Below are 16,624 nucleotides of genomic sequence, written 5' to 3' on the forward strand. Positions count from 1 at the left end.
TGGAACATACAAAATGGAGCGTAATTTACCATAATTATGATTCGTGGTGGTTATGAATACTATTGAGTGTTTTTATCCCTCACCCTAACCCTCTCCCAGAGGGAGAGGGGACAGATTGTGCACATACGTAACTCACCCTCTCCCTGTGGGAGAGGGCCGGGGTGAGGGCATCAGCGCGCACAATCCAACGCCCGTTGCACACGGCGCTTCATTACGCGCTCGCGCAGCATGTCGTACACCCAGTTATAGAGCATGGTGTACGGCAGGAAGAACAGGAAGAAACCAATCTCCAGCGTGAGTGCCTGCATCAGCGTCACGCCCAGCACCGCCGCCACAATGCTCACGCCAATCACAATAAAGCCACACTCAAATCCCAGCGCGTGGAAGGCGCGGATTTTTGCCGTACGGGTAACGCGCGTCACCGGCCACAGGCGGTCAAAAATGGCGTTATAAATGATGTTCCACACCATCGCCGTGGTGGCGAGAATGATGGTTAACCCACCCATTTCAAGCACCGAACGTTGCATCAGGTACGCGGCGGTTGGGGCGAGGATCGCCGTGGCGATGCCCTCAAAGCACACGGCGTGGAAAATGCGTTCCGGCAGCTTTCTGCGGTGAAGGTTGTCGTGTTGCATGGTATATGACCTCAATTTGTGACCTGTATTGCTAGGCATTTTATGGATTAATATGATAAGTAAAAGATAGATTCCATCGATAAAGTAGATAGGTTATGCGCTATTCTCCCGAAGCTCTTACCGCATTTGTAGAAACCGTGGACAGCGGTTCGTTCTCTGCGGCCGCGCGGCGCTTACGAAAAAGCCAGTCCACCATCAGCACCGCCATTGCCAACCTTGAGGCCGATCTCGGTGTGACGCTGTTCGATCGCACATCACGCCAGCCGGTGCTGACGGCTGAAGGCCAGCGTGTGCTGAGTTACGTGCAGGCGATTCTGGCCGCCAGCGAGCGACTGGATGAGCTGGCGGTGGCCCTGAGCAGCGAAACGGAAGCGCGGCTGGCATTTGTGTTGTCTGATACGCTCCATCCGGATGTGCTGGAGGATTTAATGGTGCAGTTCGATCGTCGTTTCCCGCACACGGAGTTCGAATGTCTGGTGGGCGAAAATGACGATGTTATCGATTTGCTGCAAAAAGGGCGCGCGCAGGTGGGGCTGATTGAGGCGCGCGAAAGTTATCCTACCGATATTGGCCACACGCGCCTGCCGATGCAGACGCATATGGCGATTTACGTTTCCCTCGATCATCCTTTAACCGCACAGCCCAGCGTCGAGTGGGATCAACTGCATACCTGGCGCGAACTGCGGCTGAATACCTATCTTGAAAATCGCCCCACGCCTGCGCGTGGGCCGGTGTGGTCTGCACCTAACTATCTGATGTTAATGAGTATGGCCGCACAGGGATTCGGCTGGTGCGTGCTGCCCTGTGCGCTGGTGGAGGAGTTTTCCTGCTCCGCACCGTTAACGATGCTGACACTTCCTGGCTGGCCGATTGCTGTCTCCATCGATTTGCTGTGGAACAAAAGCGCGCCGCCGGGCGCGGCCGGAAGCTGGGTCAAAGCGTATCTGCAACAGGTGTCAGCCTGATGGAAAACCTTTGTGATAAATCTCACTTTTTTTAAACAATTACGATAAATGTTGATAACAATAATCTACTATAGCCGGGTTATTTTGCGCTGAGGTAGAGATGAAAGATGTCGTTATCGTAGGTGCAGTCCGTACACCCATCGGCTGCTTTCAGGGGGCGCTCTCCCGCCATTCGGCTGTCGAACTGGGCAGCCTGGTGATCAATGCGCTGGTCGAACGCAGCGGGATTGAGCCGCATGTTATTGATGAAGTGATTATCGGTCAGGTGCTGACGGCGGGCACCGGGCAAAACCCTGCCCGGCAATCGGCGATCAAAGGCGGCCTGCCCAATACCGTTTCAGCCATCACCATCAATGACGTCTGCGGCTCGGGTCTGAAAGCGCTGCATCTGGCGACGCAGGCCATCCAGTGCGGTGAGGCGGATGTGGTGATTGCGGGCGGACAGGAGAACATGAGCCGTGCGCCACACGTTTTGACCGACAGCCGCACCGGCGCGCAACTGGGTAACAGCCAGTTGATTGATAGTCTGGTGCACGACGGATTGTGGGACGCGTTTAACGATTATCATATGGGCGTGACGGCGGAGAATCTGGCTCGCGAGTATGGCATCAGCCGTGAACAACAGGATGCATGGGCGCTAAGTTCCCAGCATAAGGCACGCAAGGCGATTGATTCCGGGCGCTTTCGTGCTGAAATCGTCCCGGTAGTGAATGCGCAGCCTAACGGTGAAACCCTGCGCGTCGAAACCGATGAACAGCCGCAAACCGATCCCAGTGCGGAAGGTCTGGCGCGGCTTTCACCGGCATTCGATCAACTGGGTTCCGTCACCGCCGGGAATGCGTCGTCGATCAACGATGGCGCTGCGGCGGTGTTAATGATGAGCGAAAGCAAAGCGCTGGAGCTGAATTTACCGATCCTGGCGCGCATCCGAGCGTTTGCAAGCGTCGGTGTCGATCCCGCACTGATGGGGATTGCTCCGGTGTACGCCACCCGCCGTTGCCTGGAGCGTGCGGGCTGGCAACTGAACGATGTTGATCTTATCGAAGCTAACGAAGCGTTTGCCGCGCAGGCGATTTCTGTCGGCAAGATGCTGGAGTGGGATGAGCAAAAAGTGAATGTAAATGGCGGCGCTATCGCCCTGGGTCATCCTATTGGCGCTTCCGGCTGCCGTATTCTGGTTTCTCTGGTTCACGAAATGATAAAACGCGATGCCCGCAAAGGCCTGGCGACGCTGTGTATTGGCGGCGGTCAGGGCGTGGCGCTGGCCGTGGAACGTGATTTGCCTGCTGCATAATCTCTTACAACGCTACTAAAATCCCCGGTAGCGTTAAGATTACCCTGAGTTAATCCCTCTTTATCCTCCTCACTATTAACGCTAATACAAATGACGTAACGAAAAGCGTTTTGCTTACACTTTTGTCGTCGTTTGTAATGTTTTGCGTTGCGTAAATTCTATAAAAAGCACATTAATAAAATCCTTATTATTTGATGAAATAAAATAACCCTGGTTATTTTATTTTTTACTGCATTCATAACTTGTTGATTTTTATTGTTTATTTAAAAGGTGTGTTTTAGCAGATTATGTGTAAAAAATGAATTACATGTGACTTATATCTCATATTTATGGTGTTTTGATATTTTTTTATTGAAGCCGATCACGCCATTTCGTGCCGTATTTTTTGAAACAAATAATTACGATCCTGATCACTAAAACACATGGGTTAAAAAAATAAAATGCAATTCCATAAAAACGAAACATGATTTCAATTGAGGGATGGCAAATGTTTAAAAAAACTCTGGCCCTGGCTGTATTGTGTGGAGCATCTTTTGCTGCATCAGCGGTAACTGTCGATTTACGTCATGAATTCATTGATGGTGGTAAAACAGATAAATCTAACGCTGACCGCGTTTCTGTTTCTCATCGATTTGCAAATGGCTTTGGTTTCTCTGTTGAAGCAAAGTGGAAGTCGGGTGGTGATAATACCGATAAGCCGTATGCGGATTTTATCGGTAATGGTCATGAAGAATCGATTAGCTGGCAGTGGAAAGCCAATAAGAATTTCTCGGTAACGCCGGGGTTCAATATTGAGAGTAATGATAGCCGCTCAATTTATAAACCGAACCTGCGTGTTCAGTACAGCTTCGACAGCGGTTTTTATGTCGCCGCACGTTATCGTTATGATTACACACGCTATCCTTCAAATGCCGGTAAAGACGATGACAAAGTTAACCGTGGCGATGCCTGGGCGGGTTATGTGTTCGGCGACTGGCGTACCGAGCTGAACTATGTTTATGCGCGCAGCAGCGAAGGTACCGCGCGTAATAATAACAAACCATATTCTCAGGAATATAACGTTAAGCTGGCTTATCGTTGGGATAAAAACTGGGCACCGTATGGCGAAGTGGGTAACGTGGGTGTGAATGACCGTAGCGATCGCCAGACGCGTTTCCGTGTCGGTGTGGCGTACACCTTCTAATTAATTCTTCCACCTCGTTATTAACCCGGCGTAGTTAGCCGGGTTTTTCTGTTTTCTTTTTTCTAATATAAATGGCAGACAAAAAAAGGCCCTCCATAAAGGAGGGCAAGGCCAGTTACAGAAACACTACATCAAACACTCAGTCACTCATACTTTATATTCAGCCATTCAGGCCTGAATGAAATCACGCTGCGTCGGTAATTTGGCGATATAAAGCGCCGGTTTGCCGTCTTTATCGGAGCTGAACAGCACCGCGCCATCGTGTGGCAGGAAAGAAGGGTGTGGATGCGTGACCTGGCGACTGTTTTGTACCGTCGCCCAGGAGGTGTCGTGACGCGCGATGCGGAAGTACGCTTTTTTCGCCACGTCGAAACCGTATAAATAGGGATCGTTGTCGATGGTGTAGCCGCTGGTGTCTTTCACATCGACCGGTGTACCGGAACCATCACCGACCAGCAGCGTACCGTCAAAGTTGCTCATCAGATGCGAACAGGCCGGCATCTGCATCAGCGCTTCGTTAACCCCGGTGTCCGGGTTGTAACGATAAATCGTTCGACCCTGCTTGCCCTTCAGATAAGAGACATACACCAGCGCTGAGCCGTTTGGTACCCAGAATTCATGGGTGCAGCTTTCGCCTTCCGCATGCTCTTTGACTTTGCGCACATTGCTGCCGTCTTCGTTAACCAGCCACATACGGGCATCGACTAAATCGTGCGGGCCTTCGTGGCAGAACGCGACGGTATTATCGTCAAACGGGCGGTAAATGGGGTGACCGAGCCAGTTTTTTTCTTCGTGAATAACCGAGCTTTCACCGGTTTGCAGGTCAACGCGCAGCAGGCGGCAGTGTGGCCCTTTATGGAAGAAGTCGTGGAACAGCTGCCAGCTGTTGAGCGGCGTCCAGTCACTTTTGGCAATCTCAATGCCCACCAGTTTGGTGCAGTCGCTGTTGGAAACCCAGGTACCGTAGCCGACCCATTCGTCCGGCACGCGATACACTTCCCGTTCCACCAACGTTTTCAGGTTAACTTCCAGCAGGGTGCGATCGTTTTTCACGTAATAGAGCGATTTGTCATCCGGCGAGAGAAAACCACCGAAGGTGTTATCGCCTTCACCTTCCGTTAATTGCACTGCTTCTGCATTGGCGACATCCAGCAGGTAGTAGTTCCAGTGGCCGTCGAATTCACCCGCGAAAAGAAGATGGCTGCCATCATTGAAAAAGCACTTCTGATAGAAGTAGTTACGATGACAGGTGACGTCTGGTGGGGTTAAGCGGGTGACTTCCGCGCCTGTGTCTGGATCGCGGCTGACCTCATAGTTCAGTTTTACCCGCATACCTTTAGCCATGTTGCACTCCTTTTTCTCAAGCAATGGTGGCGTAACGCTCACCGGCCGATGTGGATGTCGTTTTAAAAATGTAGTGATAATTTATCAAAACATTGTTTCATTGTTTGTGATGATGAGCGCATTTTGTACGAAAAGGCAGTAAATTCAATCCAGAGGACGTTGCCCAACACGATGTCTCCATAAATGAACTTTGTTTTCTGACGGATATTTCTCACATTTCAGCTAATTCTTAATGTTTCTATTTTACTGAATTACAAAGGCTTTATTTAATCGCGGGTGATAAGGAGAGGCATATTCGTGATCCCTTCTGCATTTTCAGTAATATCACGCAGAAAAAGTGAAACAACGTTTTAATTTTAATTGAAAACCCATTTCATCAGCGATAAGATGACCTCATTGACAAAGCGGAACCCTGTTTCAGGTCCCTTAATAAAGAACAACAGATTTTCTGGAGGCATTCGGTGGACGTAAGACAAAGCATTCATAGTGAACATGCAAAAACGCTGGATACGCAGGGCCTGCGCAACGAATTTCTCGTTGAGCACGTCTTTGTCGCGGATGAGTACACCATGGTGTACAGCCACATCGACCGCATCATTGTCGGCGGCATTATGCCGGTGGCGAAAACCGTTTCCGTGGGCGGTGAAGTGGGCAAACAACTGGGCGTAAGCTACTTCCTGGAACGTCGCGAGCTCGGCGTGATTAACATCGGCGGCGCAGGCACCATTACCGTTGACGGTAAATGTTATGAAATCGGCCACCGCGACGCGCTGTATGTCGGGAAAGGGGCAAAAGAAGTGGTCTTCGCCAGCGTCGATACGACGAAACCGGCGAAGTTCTACTATAACTGCGCACCGGCCCACACCACTTATCCGACCAAAAAAGTCACGCCGGATGACGTTTCTCCGGTCACGCTGGGCGATAACCTCACCAGCAACCGTCGCACCATCAATAAATACTTTGTGCCTGATGTGCTGGAAACCTGCCAGCTTAGCATGGGGCTGACTGAACTCGCGCCGGGAAATCTGTGGAACACCATGCCGTGCCACACCCACGAGCGCCGTATGGAAGTGTACTTCTACTTCAATATGGATGAAGACGCCTGCGTGTTCCACATGATGGGACAACCGCAGGAAACGCGTCACATCGTGATGCATAACGAACAGGCAGTGATTTCGCCGAGCTGGTCTATTCACTCTGGTGTGGGCACCAAAGCGTATACCTTCATCTGGGGAATGGTTGGCGAGAACCAGGTCTTCGATGACATGGATCACGTGGCGGTTAAGGATCTGCGCTAAGTCGCGGGCAGCAAAAGAAACAATGCCTGTCGCGAACAGGCGCAATCAATAAGGAATTTAACATGATTTTAGATGCATTCTCTTTGCAGGGTAAAGTAGCGGTTGTCACCGGTTGTGATACCGGCCTGGGTCAGGGTATGGCTGTTGGCCTGGCGGAAGCGGGCTGCGACATCGTGGGTATCAACATTGTTGAGCCAGCTGAGACCATCGAGCGCGTCACCGCGCTGGGTCGTCGCTTCCTGAGCCTGACTGCCGATCTGCGTTCTATTGACGGCATTCCTGCGCTGCTTGATCGTGCCGTTGCGGAATTCGGTCATATCGATATCCTCGTAAACAACGCCGGTCTGATTCGCCGTGAAGACGCTATCGACTTCAGCGAAAAAGACTGGGACGACGTGATGAACCTGAACATTAAGAGTGTGTTCTTTATGTCTCAGGCAGCGGCGAAACACTTCATCGCGCAGGGCAAAGGCGGCAAAATTATCAATATCGCGTCTATGCTCTCCTTCCAGGGCGGGATCCGCGTGCCGTCTTACACCGCATCGAAAAGCGGCGTAATGGGCGTCACTCGCCTGATGGCTAACGAGTGGGCGAAACACGGTATTAACGTGAACGCCATTGCTCCGGGCTACATGGCGACCAACAATACCCAGCAACTGCGTGCAGATGAAGAGCGTAGTGCGGCGATCCTCGACCGTATCCCGGCGGGTCGTTGGGGTCTGCCGAGCGATCTGATGGGGCCGATTGTTTTCCTGGCTTCTCCGGCGTCTGACTACATCAACGGCTATACCGTTGCAGTCGATGGCGGCTGGCTGGCTCGCTAATTTCTGGCTGGTGGTAATAACCCTGCTTCGCGGCAGGGTTTTTTTTGCCTGTTAATGGCATAGATCCATATCGTAAAAATTGATTTATCCATGTGATTATTGCTTTAATGAAATTAATAATAATAAATTTGTTCAAAAACAGTTAATTAAAAATAATTGATTCAATGTGTCTCATTTTTAAAATTGTAATGTCCATCACATAACCGATATGCCCAGCTATTTAATCCATATCTACGCGATGAACCGCCTGACGTATTTCCATAGAAATCCCGTATGTTCAGGGAATGTTTTATACAGTGCAGGCAGGAAAAGATGGTTACCTTAAATAGTGATTCAGTTGTGTCTCCACGCTCGCTGCGCGATACGCGGCGAATGAATCTGTTTGTCTCCGTTTCTGCGGCGGTTGCCGGTCTGTTGTTTGGTTTAGATATTGGGGTGATTGCCGGAGCGCTACCCTTTATCACCGACCATTTTGCCCTGAGCAGCCGTTTGCAGGAGTGGGTGGTCAGCAGCATGATGCTCGGCGCGGCGCTGGGTGCGTTGTTTAACGGTTGGCTCTCTTTCCGCCTGGGGCGTAAATACAGCCTGATGGCCGCGGCGGTGCTGTTCGTGCTGGGCTCGCTGGGTTCTGCGCTGGCCAGCAGCGTGGAAATTCTGATTGCGGCGCGTGTGCTGTTGGGCGTCGCGGTGGGGATTGCGTCTTACACTGCACCGCTTTATCTCTCTGAAATGGCGAGCGAAAACGTGCGCGGTAAGATGATCAGCATGTATCAGTTGATGGTTACGCTGGGCATTGTGCTGGCGTTCCTCTCGGATACCGCATTCAGCTACACCGGTAACTGGCGCGCGATGCTTGGCGTGCTGGCGTTGCCAGCGGTGATCCTGATTGTGCTGGTGGTCTTCCTGCCGAACAGCCCGCGCTGGCTGGCGGAGAAAGGGCGGCATATCGAAGCAGAAGAAGTGTTGCGGATGCTGCGCGATACCTCTGAAAAAGCGCGCGAAGAGCTGAATGAAATTCGCGAAAGCCTGAAGCTGAAGCAGGGCGGCTGGAAGCTGTTTAAAGCTAACCGCAACGTACGCCGCGCGGTGTTCCTCGGTATGCTATTGCAGGCGATGCAGCAGTTTACCGGGATGAACATCATCATGTATTACGCACCGCGCATCTTCAAAATGGCGGGTTTCACCACCACGGAACAGCAGATGCTGGCGACGCTGGTCGTCGGGTTGACCTTTATGTTCGCGACCTTTATCGCCATCTTTATGGTGGATAAAGCCGGGCGTAAACCGGCGCTGAAGATTGGTTTTAGCGTGATGGCGCTGGGTACGCTGGTGCTGGGCTACTGCCTGATGCAGTTCGATAACGGCACGGCGGGGAGCGGGCTTTCATGGCTGTCGGTTGGCATGACCATGATGTGCATCGCTGGCTATGCGATGAGTGCCGCGCCGGTGGTGTGGATCCTGTGTTCTGAAATTCAGCCGCTGAAATGCCGCGACTTTGGTATCACCTGTTCCACCACCACCAACTGGGTTTCCAATATGATTATCGGCGCAACCTTCCTGACGCTGCTCGATAGCATTGGCGCGGCAGGCACGTTCTGGCTCTATACCGGGTTGAATATTGCGTTTATCGGCATTACGTTCTGGCTGATACCGGAAACCAAAAATGTCACGCTGGAACATATCGAACGCAAACTGATGGCAGGAGAGAAGCTGCGAAATATTGGGGTGTGAAGGACAGTTGGGGTGTGTGCGCGCTGATGCCCTCACCCCGGCCCTCTCCCACGGGGAGAGGGAGAAGTAACAATTGTGCACCGTCAGTCCCCTCTCCCTGAGGGAGAAGTAACAATTGTGCACCGTCGGTCCCCTCTCCCTGAGGGAGAAGTAACAATTGTGCACCGTCGGTCCCCTCTCCCTGAGGGAGAGGGTTAGGGTGAGGGTTTACACCTTTGCCAAATACAGCGCCGGCATCCCCTCAACATCCGACGTATACAGCACCCATTGATTATCCGGTGAAAACGAAGGATGCGGATGTGTCACCTGGCGGTCACCGTCCAGCACCTTCCAGCTACTGTTATGCTGACACACCGCTTTCTGCTCCCCGCTGTGAATATCAAATACCCAGATAAACGGATCGTTGCTACCATTATGCGGTGCACCGTCGCCCACAATGAGCGATCCGTCATGATTACTCATCAGGTGAGAGCAGGGCGGGATCGCCATCAGTAGCGTATTCTCAAACGTTATCGGGTCGGCGCGATATAAATAGCGCTGCGGAGAATTGTCCTGATGCGCCACGTAATAAAGCGCAGTTCCATTTGGCACCCAGAATTCATGGGTAAAACTTTCACCAGGCTGATGCTGGCGAACCTTGCGCAGGTTACTGCCGTCGGCATTGACTAGCCACATACGTGCATCGATTGCATCGCGCGGGCCTTCGTGGCAGAACGCCACCGTATTATTATCAAACGGGCGGTAAATCGGATGCCCCAGCCAGCGCTTCTCCTGCAAAATAGTGCGCTGTGCGCCCGTTTTCAGGTCGATGTTTATCAGACGGCACTCCGGCTGCGTAAAGTAGAAATCGCGAAATTTGCTCCAGTCGGTCAGCGGCTGCCAGTCGTTTTTTTTGATTTCGATACCGACCAACTGGGTACAGTCGCTGTTGGCGACCCAGGTGCCATAGGCCACCCATGCTTCATCCACTTCGTAAATCACGTGCTCTTCCCGCGAATCGAGATCCACACGCCTTAACTGGCGATTGTTTTTCACATACCACAGCGATTGATCGTCTGCGGAGAGGAACCCCCCAAAGGTGTTATCGCCTTCGCCGTCCGTCAATTGCGTAGCGTGCTGCGCTTCAAGATCCAACAGGTAGTAATTCCAGTGCCCTTCAAACGCGCCGCCAAAAATGAGTTTTTTGCCATCGCGCGTAAAACACTTCTGATAGAAGTAGTTACGGTGACAAATAATATGCGGCGGCGTCAGGCGAATAACCTCATGCCCCGTTTCGGGGTCCGGCTGTGAACGGAAATTTAGCGGGATAATTTTACCTTTCATTAATCAGCTCCTGATAAAAAAATACCCCGCCGCCGAAGCGCCAGGGTATTGAGAGATAAGGTCGGGATTAACGCATGGCGCGACGCAGAATACGTTCCGCCTGGCGCTGGAAGTCTGTGGCAGCATCTTCCACAGATTTCTGACCGTAATCGATGTATTGCAGCGTGGTGCCGAACTGAGCGACGATCTGCGGGTCATCAAAGTACGGAGACACGCTCAGTTTGGTCGGCAGAGACTGTGCCAGACGCAGGCCGGAGACCGCCGGGTCATCCTCTTTGATGATGCCGTCTTCGGTCAGGAATTTCACCGCGGCCTTGCTCAGCGGCACGCCGCGCTCCAGGCCCAGCGTATCGACCGCTTCTTTATTGTTAAGCAGGAAGTTGATCAACTTCGCTGCCGCTTCCGGGTTTTTCGTCGACTTACCGATAGAGAGCATTTGCGCCGGTTTGAAGAACAGGCCCGCGTCGGTTGCGCCTTCCAGCATCGGATAGTTACCCAGCTCCAGTTTTGCTGGCGGCTTCAGGTTGTCGGAATATTTATTGATGGTGGAGTTCCACATGTAGGTTCCCCCCCATTCACCCTGGATCCACGGCTTCATTTCGTACATGTTGCTCTTACCGAAAGAAGCGTAGTACTTGGTATCCGGCATCACGTGACTGTCGACGAGCTTTTTGTACATCTGGAAAAACTCATTCCACTGATCTTTGCTCCAGGCCAGCTTTTTGGTCTTCTCATCAATGGCGGCCGTGTTGTACTTCTGCACCATATACGAGTTCAGCAGCGCCAGGGTATCCTGATGCTCAAGCACCACCGGGTAGTACTGTTTACCCAGTTTGCTTTCGAAGGTTTTCCCCGCTTCCATCAGCGCGTCCCAGGTTTTCGGGTACTCCACGCCAGCTTTTTTCCAGGTTTCATCGTTGAAGTAGAATACGCGCGCCGTGACGGAAATTGGAATACCGTTCAGCTTGCCGTTCACCGTGGTTGTTTGCAGCTCTTTGGCATCGAACTGGCTCAGGTCGATGACATCTTTCATTTTATTCAGGTCGTAGAAGCCATCACCCGTTTTGGAGAAAATCGGCAACCAGTTCCAGTTGGTTTGCATCACATCCGGCTCGGTACCGCCCGCAATTTGGGTGGTCAGACGGGAGAGGTGACCATCCCAGCCGGTATATTCCGCTTTAACGTTGATGTCAGGGTTCTGTTTATGGAACTCTTCCAGCGCCTTCAGAGTGACCTGGTGACGGCCATTACCGCCCCACCAGGACATACGTAAATCCACATCTTTTGCCATTGAGGGTAAAGCAGTCAGCCCCAAAATGGTGGAGATTGCTGCGCTTAAAAGCACTTTTTTCATTTTAATACTCCATTAAAGAGAGAGGTTCTGTTCTGTTTTTGCGTCAAAGATATGACACTTATTCATATCAAACTTAAAGTACACTTTACGGTTAAGCCCTTTATCAATCATTGGCTTAGCTTCATCCGATGGAATGCGCGCCGTCAGCTCGTAGTTGGCGACTTTCAGGTAAACGAAGAACTCATGGCCCATGTTTTCAACGCGAACCATCTCGCCGGTGCAACCGCCTTCGGCATAAGGCTCATCTGATACGGAAACGAATTCCGGGCGAATGCCGTAGAACACGTCTTCATTTTTATGGCCCGCCAGTTTCTGCTCTAACACGTTGCTCAGCGGCAGGAACTCGTCACCGATGGTCAGAGAGAGGTGTCCTTCTTTCTCCACCAGTTTGCTGGCGCGAATGTTCATTTCCGGTGCGCCGATAAAGCCCGCGACGAACATGTTTTTCGGCTTGTGGTAGAGGTTGTCCGGCGTATCGACCTGCATGATGTGACCCAGCTTCATGACGCAGATACGGTCGCCCATGGTCATCGCTTCGGTCTGATCGTGGGTGACGTAAACGGTGGTCGCCGGTTTGCCCGATTTCTTCAACTGCTTATGCAGGTCAGAAATACGGATGCGCATCGACGCACGCAGTTTGGCGTCAAGGTTGGAGAGCGGTTCATCGAACAGGAACACGTCTGGCTTTTTCACAATCGCGCGCCCTACGGCCACACGCTGTGCCTGGCCGCCGGAGAGCTGGCGCGGCAGTCTGTCCAGCAGTTCATCCAGCTCAAGAATTTTCGCCGCTTCATCGACCCGCCTGTCGATTTGATCTTTTGGCATTTTGCTCAGCTTCAGGCCGAACGCCAGGTTCTCGCGCACGGTCATGTGCGGATAAAGCGCGTAGTTCTGGAACACCATCGCAATGCCACGCTCTTTCGGCGCGAGGTTATTCACCACTTTCTCGCCGATGCGCACTTCGCCACCGCTGATGGTTTCCAGCCCGGCCAGCATGCGCAGGGTGGTGGATTTGGCGCAGCCCGATGGGCCAACGATCACCATAAATTCGCCTTCAGCAATTTTAAGGTCGATACCATGTACCGCTTTGAAGCCGTTGGAGTACACTTTTTCCAGTTTGTTGAAAATCACTTCAGCCATGATATATCCCTCTTAACCTTTAATTCCGCTGCTGGTCACGCCCTGTACGAAGTAGCGTTGAGCCAGGAAGAACACAATGATGGACGGCAGAATGGAGATGCTCGCCATTGCCAGAATTTCGTTCCACGGCGCACCTTCGGTGACGTCGATGGACATTTTCAGTGCCAGTGCAATCGGGTACTTATCGACGCTGTAGACGTAGATCAGCGGGCCGATAAAGTCGTTCATGGACCACATAAACTGAAACAGTGCGACGGAGATAATGGCCGGTTTCAGAATCGGCACCACCACGTACCACAGCACCTGAATAGAGTTACAGCCGTCAATTTGCGCCGCTTCTTCCATGTCACGCGGTACACCGCGCAGGAACTGAATCAGCATGAAGACGAAGAACCCCTGCGTGGCGAACGCCAGCGGCAGATACAGCGGCATGTAGCTGTTCAGCATGCCCATTTCACGGAACATCAGGTACTGAGGAATCAGCAGTACGGTGCTCGGCAGCAGCATGGTGGTGATGAGCGTGGCAAACCAGAATTTCTTCCACGGAATTTCGAAGCGGGCAAAGCCGTAGGCCACGATAGTGGAAGAGATAATGGTCAGAATTACTTTCGGGATCACATACTTGAAGGTGTTCAGCATGTAATGGCCGAAGTTGTATTCGGTACCGGTTTTCCAGCCGTTGATAAACCCTTCCCAGGTGGCGTTTGCTGGCCACAGGCCCAGGGTGGTGAAGATCTCGTGGTTCGGTTTGAACGACGCCGAGAACATCCACGCCAGCGGGTAAAGCATCAGCAGGCCGACAAACAGCAGGATGGTGTAGCGAACCCAGGCGTTAATCTTCTCGCGTCTCAGGGTGCGGGCAACCTCACGTTCAGCGATGCTTCTTGCTTCGTCGATTTGTTGAATATCAGCCATTTTTGCCTCCCTTATCGGCGGAGTAGAACACCCAGTATTTTGAAGACTTAAAGGCGATGGCGGCGAAGACCGCGACGACCAGGAACAGAACCCACGCCAGCGCTGCGCCATAACCCATATCGAAATATTTAAACGCGGTGTCGTAGATGTAGAGCGAGAACAGGTACGTGGAGTAAGTTGGGCCGCCGCCGGTAATCACATACGGGCCGGTAAACTCCTGGAACGCCTGAGTGGTTTGCATGATGAAGTTGAAGAAAATAACCGGCGTGATCAGCGGCACGGTGACCTTCATAAACATCTGCCATTTGGATGCGCCATCGATCATCGCGGCTTCGTACTGCGATTGCGGCACGTTTTGCAGTGCGGCCAGGAAGATAACCATCGCGGAACCGAACTGCCAGACACGCAGCAGCGTAACGGACATCAGCGCCAGAGACGGCTCGCCCAGCCAGTTAATAGCATCAAAACCGAACACGCCGAGGAAGCTGTTCAGCAGGCCGTCGATGGCAAACAGGGCGCGCCACAACACGGCAATGGCTACAGAACTGCCAAGAATAGACGGAATATAATAGGCGGTACGGAAGAACCCGATGCCGCGTAATTTAAAGTTAAGAACAAACGCAATGCCAAGGGCGAAAGCGAGTTTCAGTGGAATGGTTAAAAATACATACGCGAACGTCACGCCCATTGATTTCCAGAAGAGCGTATCTTCGGTAAACATATAGCGATAGTTCTCAATGCCGTTAAATACCGGCGGACTCATCAAGTCGTACTCAGTAAAACTGAGAAAGAAAGATGACACAAACGGGAAGGCCGTAAAGATTATCAACCCAATGATATAGGGCGAAATCCAGGCCAAACCCAGCATTCTGTTTTCATTCATAGATACCTACCTGGCAAACAAGTTTGTAAAACGGATTGAGGTTCGGTCATCGCTCCACACGAGGGGCACGGGGCGCGGAATTCACGGTGTTAGCTTGGTGTCGGTCATACGATCCTTCCCTGTAAATAAATGTTATGTAAGACTTTTTTACTACTCATTCCATTGGTGGCGTTTTGCTGTTTCATCTCTGGCGTTTTGTAACGTGCGATTAGTAAAACGCCGTTTTAATTTTATTTTATTGCTATTTGTTTCCGCGTCATGCGTTTAATGATGGAAATGTGATCGAAGTCGAAACGATGTTTCAATTAAGTGAGATGGGTGGTGTTTCTACTAAGGTGGTATGGAAGTAGATAAGAGAAAACACGCATTAACCGGCTGAAATTAGTGGTTCCGTTAATGGTTAACAGGCTAATGCTTAATTATTTGAAGTAAAAAAAACCTTCGCTAAACGAAGGCTTTTGGTGGTGTGAAAATATTAGCCCTTGAGGAAATCCTGGCGCATTGGGGTAAAGGTATCCAGCAGCGTACCGGCTTGCAGGCAAACACAACCGTGCATAATTTCCGGTTTTTTATACAGCGTGTCGCCTGCGCGCACGACGTGTTTTTCGTCGCCGATCGTGAACTCAAATTCACCGGAAAGCACGTAGGTCAACTGCTCGTGCGGGTGGTTATGCAGCGGGCCAACGGCGCCTTGCTCAAAGTTGACCTCTACCGCCATCATCTTGCCCTCATGGGCGAGGATACGACGGGTGACGCCGTTACCCAGGTCTTCAAGGGTGGTCTCTTTATGAAAAATAAACATCAGGCAGTCCTGTAGTAAGTTGAAACAATGTTTCATTTAACTTATCTCAGAATACGTGAAAAAGAAAACCACGGCTGGAGAAGTGGAAAGTTGATCACAAGTTTGCTTCACTGGAAGGCACGCGAAAAACCGAGGCATAAAAATGAAAACGATTGGGCTGTTAGGTGGCATGAGCTGGGAATCGACAATCCCCTATTATCGGCTGATTAATGAAGGCGTAAAGCAGCGCCTGGGTGGGCTACATTCGGCGCAAATACTGCTGCATAGCGTTGATTTTCAGGAGATTGAAGCCTGTCAGTCGAGCGGTGACTGGCAGCGCGCGGGCGACATTCTGGCGCAGGCGGCAAAAGGGCTGGAGCAGGCCGGTGCACAAGGGATTGTGCTGTGTACCAACACCATGCACAAAGTGGCGGATCACATCGAGAACGCTGTGACTGTGCCGTTCCTGCACATTGCCGATGCGACCGGACGCGCCATCCAGAAAACGGGAATGCGTAACGTTGCGCTGTTGGGCACACGCTACACCATGGAACAGGATTTCTATCGCGGCCGTCTGCAACAGGAATTTGCCATCAGCACGCTGATTCCGGACAGCGACGACCGCGCGCGTATCAACCAGATAATCTTTGATGAGCTGTGCCTTGGCACCTTCAGCGAGGCGTCACGTGACTATTACCTCGAGGTGATTTCGGCACTTAAAGCGCAGGGTGCGCAGGGCGTGATTTTTGGCTGCACCGAAATTGGCCTGCTGGTGCCTGCGGAACTCAGTCCGCTGCCGGTGTTCGATACGGCGGCGATCCACGCCGCTGATGCGGTGGATTTCATGCTCTCCTGAGCCTTAATGCCCGGTGGCGCTTCGCTTACCGGGCCTACAATATTGCCGCCATCCGGCAAACACGCACGATTCGTAGGCCGGATAAGGCGCAGCCGCCA

At 51.8% G+C, this 16,624-nt stretch carries 15 protein-coding genes; 7 read left to right on the top strand and 8 right to left on the bottom strand.

Annotation, left to right across the window (positions count from 1 at the left end):
- Positions 1 to 170: 170 nt before the first annotated feature.
- Complete coding sequence (locus F0Q32_RS12605) at positions 171 to 635, bottom strand: multidrug/biocide efflux PACE transporter (protein ID WP_149463336.1); 465 nt, start codon at positions 633 to 635, stop codon at positions 171 to 173.
- Positions 636 to 730: 95 nt separating this feature from the next.
- On the opposite strand from F0Q32_RS12605, the gene F0Q32_RS12610 reads away from it, so the two are divergent.
- From F0Q32_RS12610 to F0Q32_RS12620, 3 genes are all read left to right on the top strand, one after another.
- On the top strand, positions 731 to 1,600 hold the full coding sequence (locus tag F0Q32_RS12610) for a LysR family transcriptional regulator (protein ID WP_149463337.1): 870 nt from the start codon (positions 731 to 733) through the stop codon (positions 1,598 to 1,600).
- Between the two features lie 100 nt (positions 1,601 to 1,700).
- Positions 1,701 to 2,894: an acetyl-CoA C-acetyltransferase gene (locus tag F0Q32_RS12615; RefSeq protein WP_149463338.1), complete on the top strand. Its 1,194-nt coding sequence runs from the start codon at positions 1,701 to 1,703 to the stop codon at positions 2,892 to 2,894.
- 487 nt (positions 2,895 to 3,381) lie between these two features.
- Positions 3,382 to 4,077 carry an oligogalacturonate-specific porin KdgM family protein gene (locus F0Q32_RS12620; RefSeq protein WP_149463339.1) on the top strand — a complete coding sequence of 232 codons (696 nt, stop codon included), beginning with the start codon at positions 3,382 to 3,384 and terminating at the stop codon, positions 4,075 to 4,077.
- A 168-nt stretch (positions 4,078 to 4,245) separates the two neighbouring features.
- Here the strand turns inward: F0Q32_RS12620 and F0Q32_RS12625 are convergent, their stop codons facing one another.
- Positions 4,246 to 5,421, bottom strand: coding sequence for an oligogalacturonate lyase family protein (locus F0Q32_RS12625; protein WP_149463340.1), 1,176 nt, complete (start codon positions 5,419 to 5,421; stop codon positions 4,246 to 4,248).
- A gap of 461 nt (positions 5,422 to 5,882) precedes the next feature.
- Here F0Q32_RS12625 and kduI point away from each other — a divergent pair, with 461 nt between their 5' ends.
- The 3 genes from kduI (at position 5,883) to F0Q32_RS12640 (ending at position 9,274) form a co-directional block, all read left to right on the top strand.
- Positions 5,883 to 6,719 (top strand): 5-dehydro-4-deoxy-D-glucuronate isomerase, encoded by an 837-nt coding sequence (gene kduI, locus F0Q32_RS12630; RefSeq protein ID WP_149463341.1) that lies wholly within the window; start codon positions 5,883 to 5,885, stop codon positions 6,717 to 6,719.
- 62 nt (positions 6,720 to 6,781) lie between these two features.
- A complete protein-coding gene (gene kduD, locus F0Q32_RS12635; protein ID WP_149463342.1) occupies positions 6,782 to 7,543 on the top strand; it encodes a 2-dehydro-3-deoxy-D-gluconate 5-dehydrogenase KduD in 762 nt (253 codons plus the stop codon).
- Positions 7,544 to 7,855: 312 nt separating this feature from the next.
- Positions 7,856 to 9,274, top strand: coding sequence for a sugar porter family MFS transporter (locus F0Q32_RS12640; protein ID WP_149463343.1), 1,419 nt, complete (start codon positions 7,856 to 7,858; stop codon positions 9,272 to 9,274).
- Positions 9,275 to 9,481: 207 nt separating this feature from the next.
- Here the strand turns inward: F0Q32_RS12640 and F0Q32_RS12645 are convergent, their stop codons facing one another.
- From F0Q32_RS12645 to F0Q32_RS12670, 6 genes are all read right to left on the bottom strand, one after another.
- Positions 9,482 to 10,597, bottom strand: coding sequence for an oligogalacturonate lyase family protein (locus F0Q32_RS12645; protein ID WP_149463344.1), 1,116 nt, complete (start codon positions 10,595 to 10,597; stop codon positions 9,482 to 9,484).
- Positions 10,598 to 10,664: 67 nt separating this feature from the next.
- Positions 10,665 to 11,951: an ABC transporter substrate-binding protein gene (locus tag F0Q32_RS12650; RefSeq protein WP_149463345.1), complete on the bottom strand. Its 1,287-nt coding sequence runs from the start codon at positions 11,949 to 11,951 to the stop codon at positions 10,665 to 10,667.
- Positions 11,952 to 11,963: 12 nt separating this feature from the next.
- Positions 11,964 to 13,091, bottom strand: coding sequence for an ABC transporter ATP-binding protein (locus F0Q32_RS12655; RefSeq protein WP_149463346.1), 1,128 nt, complete (start codon positions 13,089 to 13,091; stop codon positions 11,964 to 11,966).
- 12 nt (positions 13,092 to 13,103) lie between these two features.
- Positions 13,104 to 14,006: a carbohydrate ABC transporter permease gene (locus F0Q32_RS12660; protein ID WP_149463347.1), complete on the bottom strand. Its 903-nt coding sequence runs from the start codon at positions 14,004 to 14,006 to the stop codon at positions 13,104 to 13,106.
- Positions 13,999 to 14,889: a carbohydrate ABC transporter permease gene (locus tag F0Q32_RS12665; RefSeq protein WP_108475941.1), complete on the bottom strand. Its 891-nt coding sequence runs from the start codon at positions 14,887 to 14,889 to the stop codon at positions 13,999 to 14,001. Before F0Q32_RS12665 ends, F0Q32_RS12660 begins: the two co-directional genes overlap by 8 nt.
- Positions 14,890 to 15,364: 475 nt before the next feature.
- Entirely contained in the window at positions 15,365 to 15,691 is a 327-nt protein-coding gene (locus tag F0Q32_RS12670) for a cupin domain-containing protein (RefSeq protein WP_149463348.1), read from the bottom strand.
- Between the two features lie 142 nt (positions 15,692 to 15,833).
- Here F0Q32_RS12670 and F0Q32_RS12675 point away from each other — a divergent pair, with 142 nt between their 5' ends.
- On the top strand, positions 15,834 to 16,526 hold the full coding sequence (locus F0Q32_RS12675) for an aspartate/glutamate racemase (protein WP_149463349.1): 693 nt from the start codon (positions 15,834 to 15,836) through the stop codon (positions 16,524 to 16,526).
- The last annotated feature ends 98 nt before the right edge of the window (positions 16,527 to 16,624 follow it).

The sequence above is a fragment of the Pseudocitrobacter sp. 73 genome, from assembly GCF_008369545.1.
GTDB classification, from domain to species: Bacteria; Pseudomonadota; Gammaproteobacteria; order Enterobacterales; family Enterobacteriaceae; genus Pseudocitrobacter; species Pseudocitrobacter vendiensis.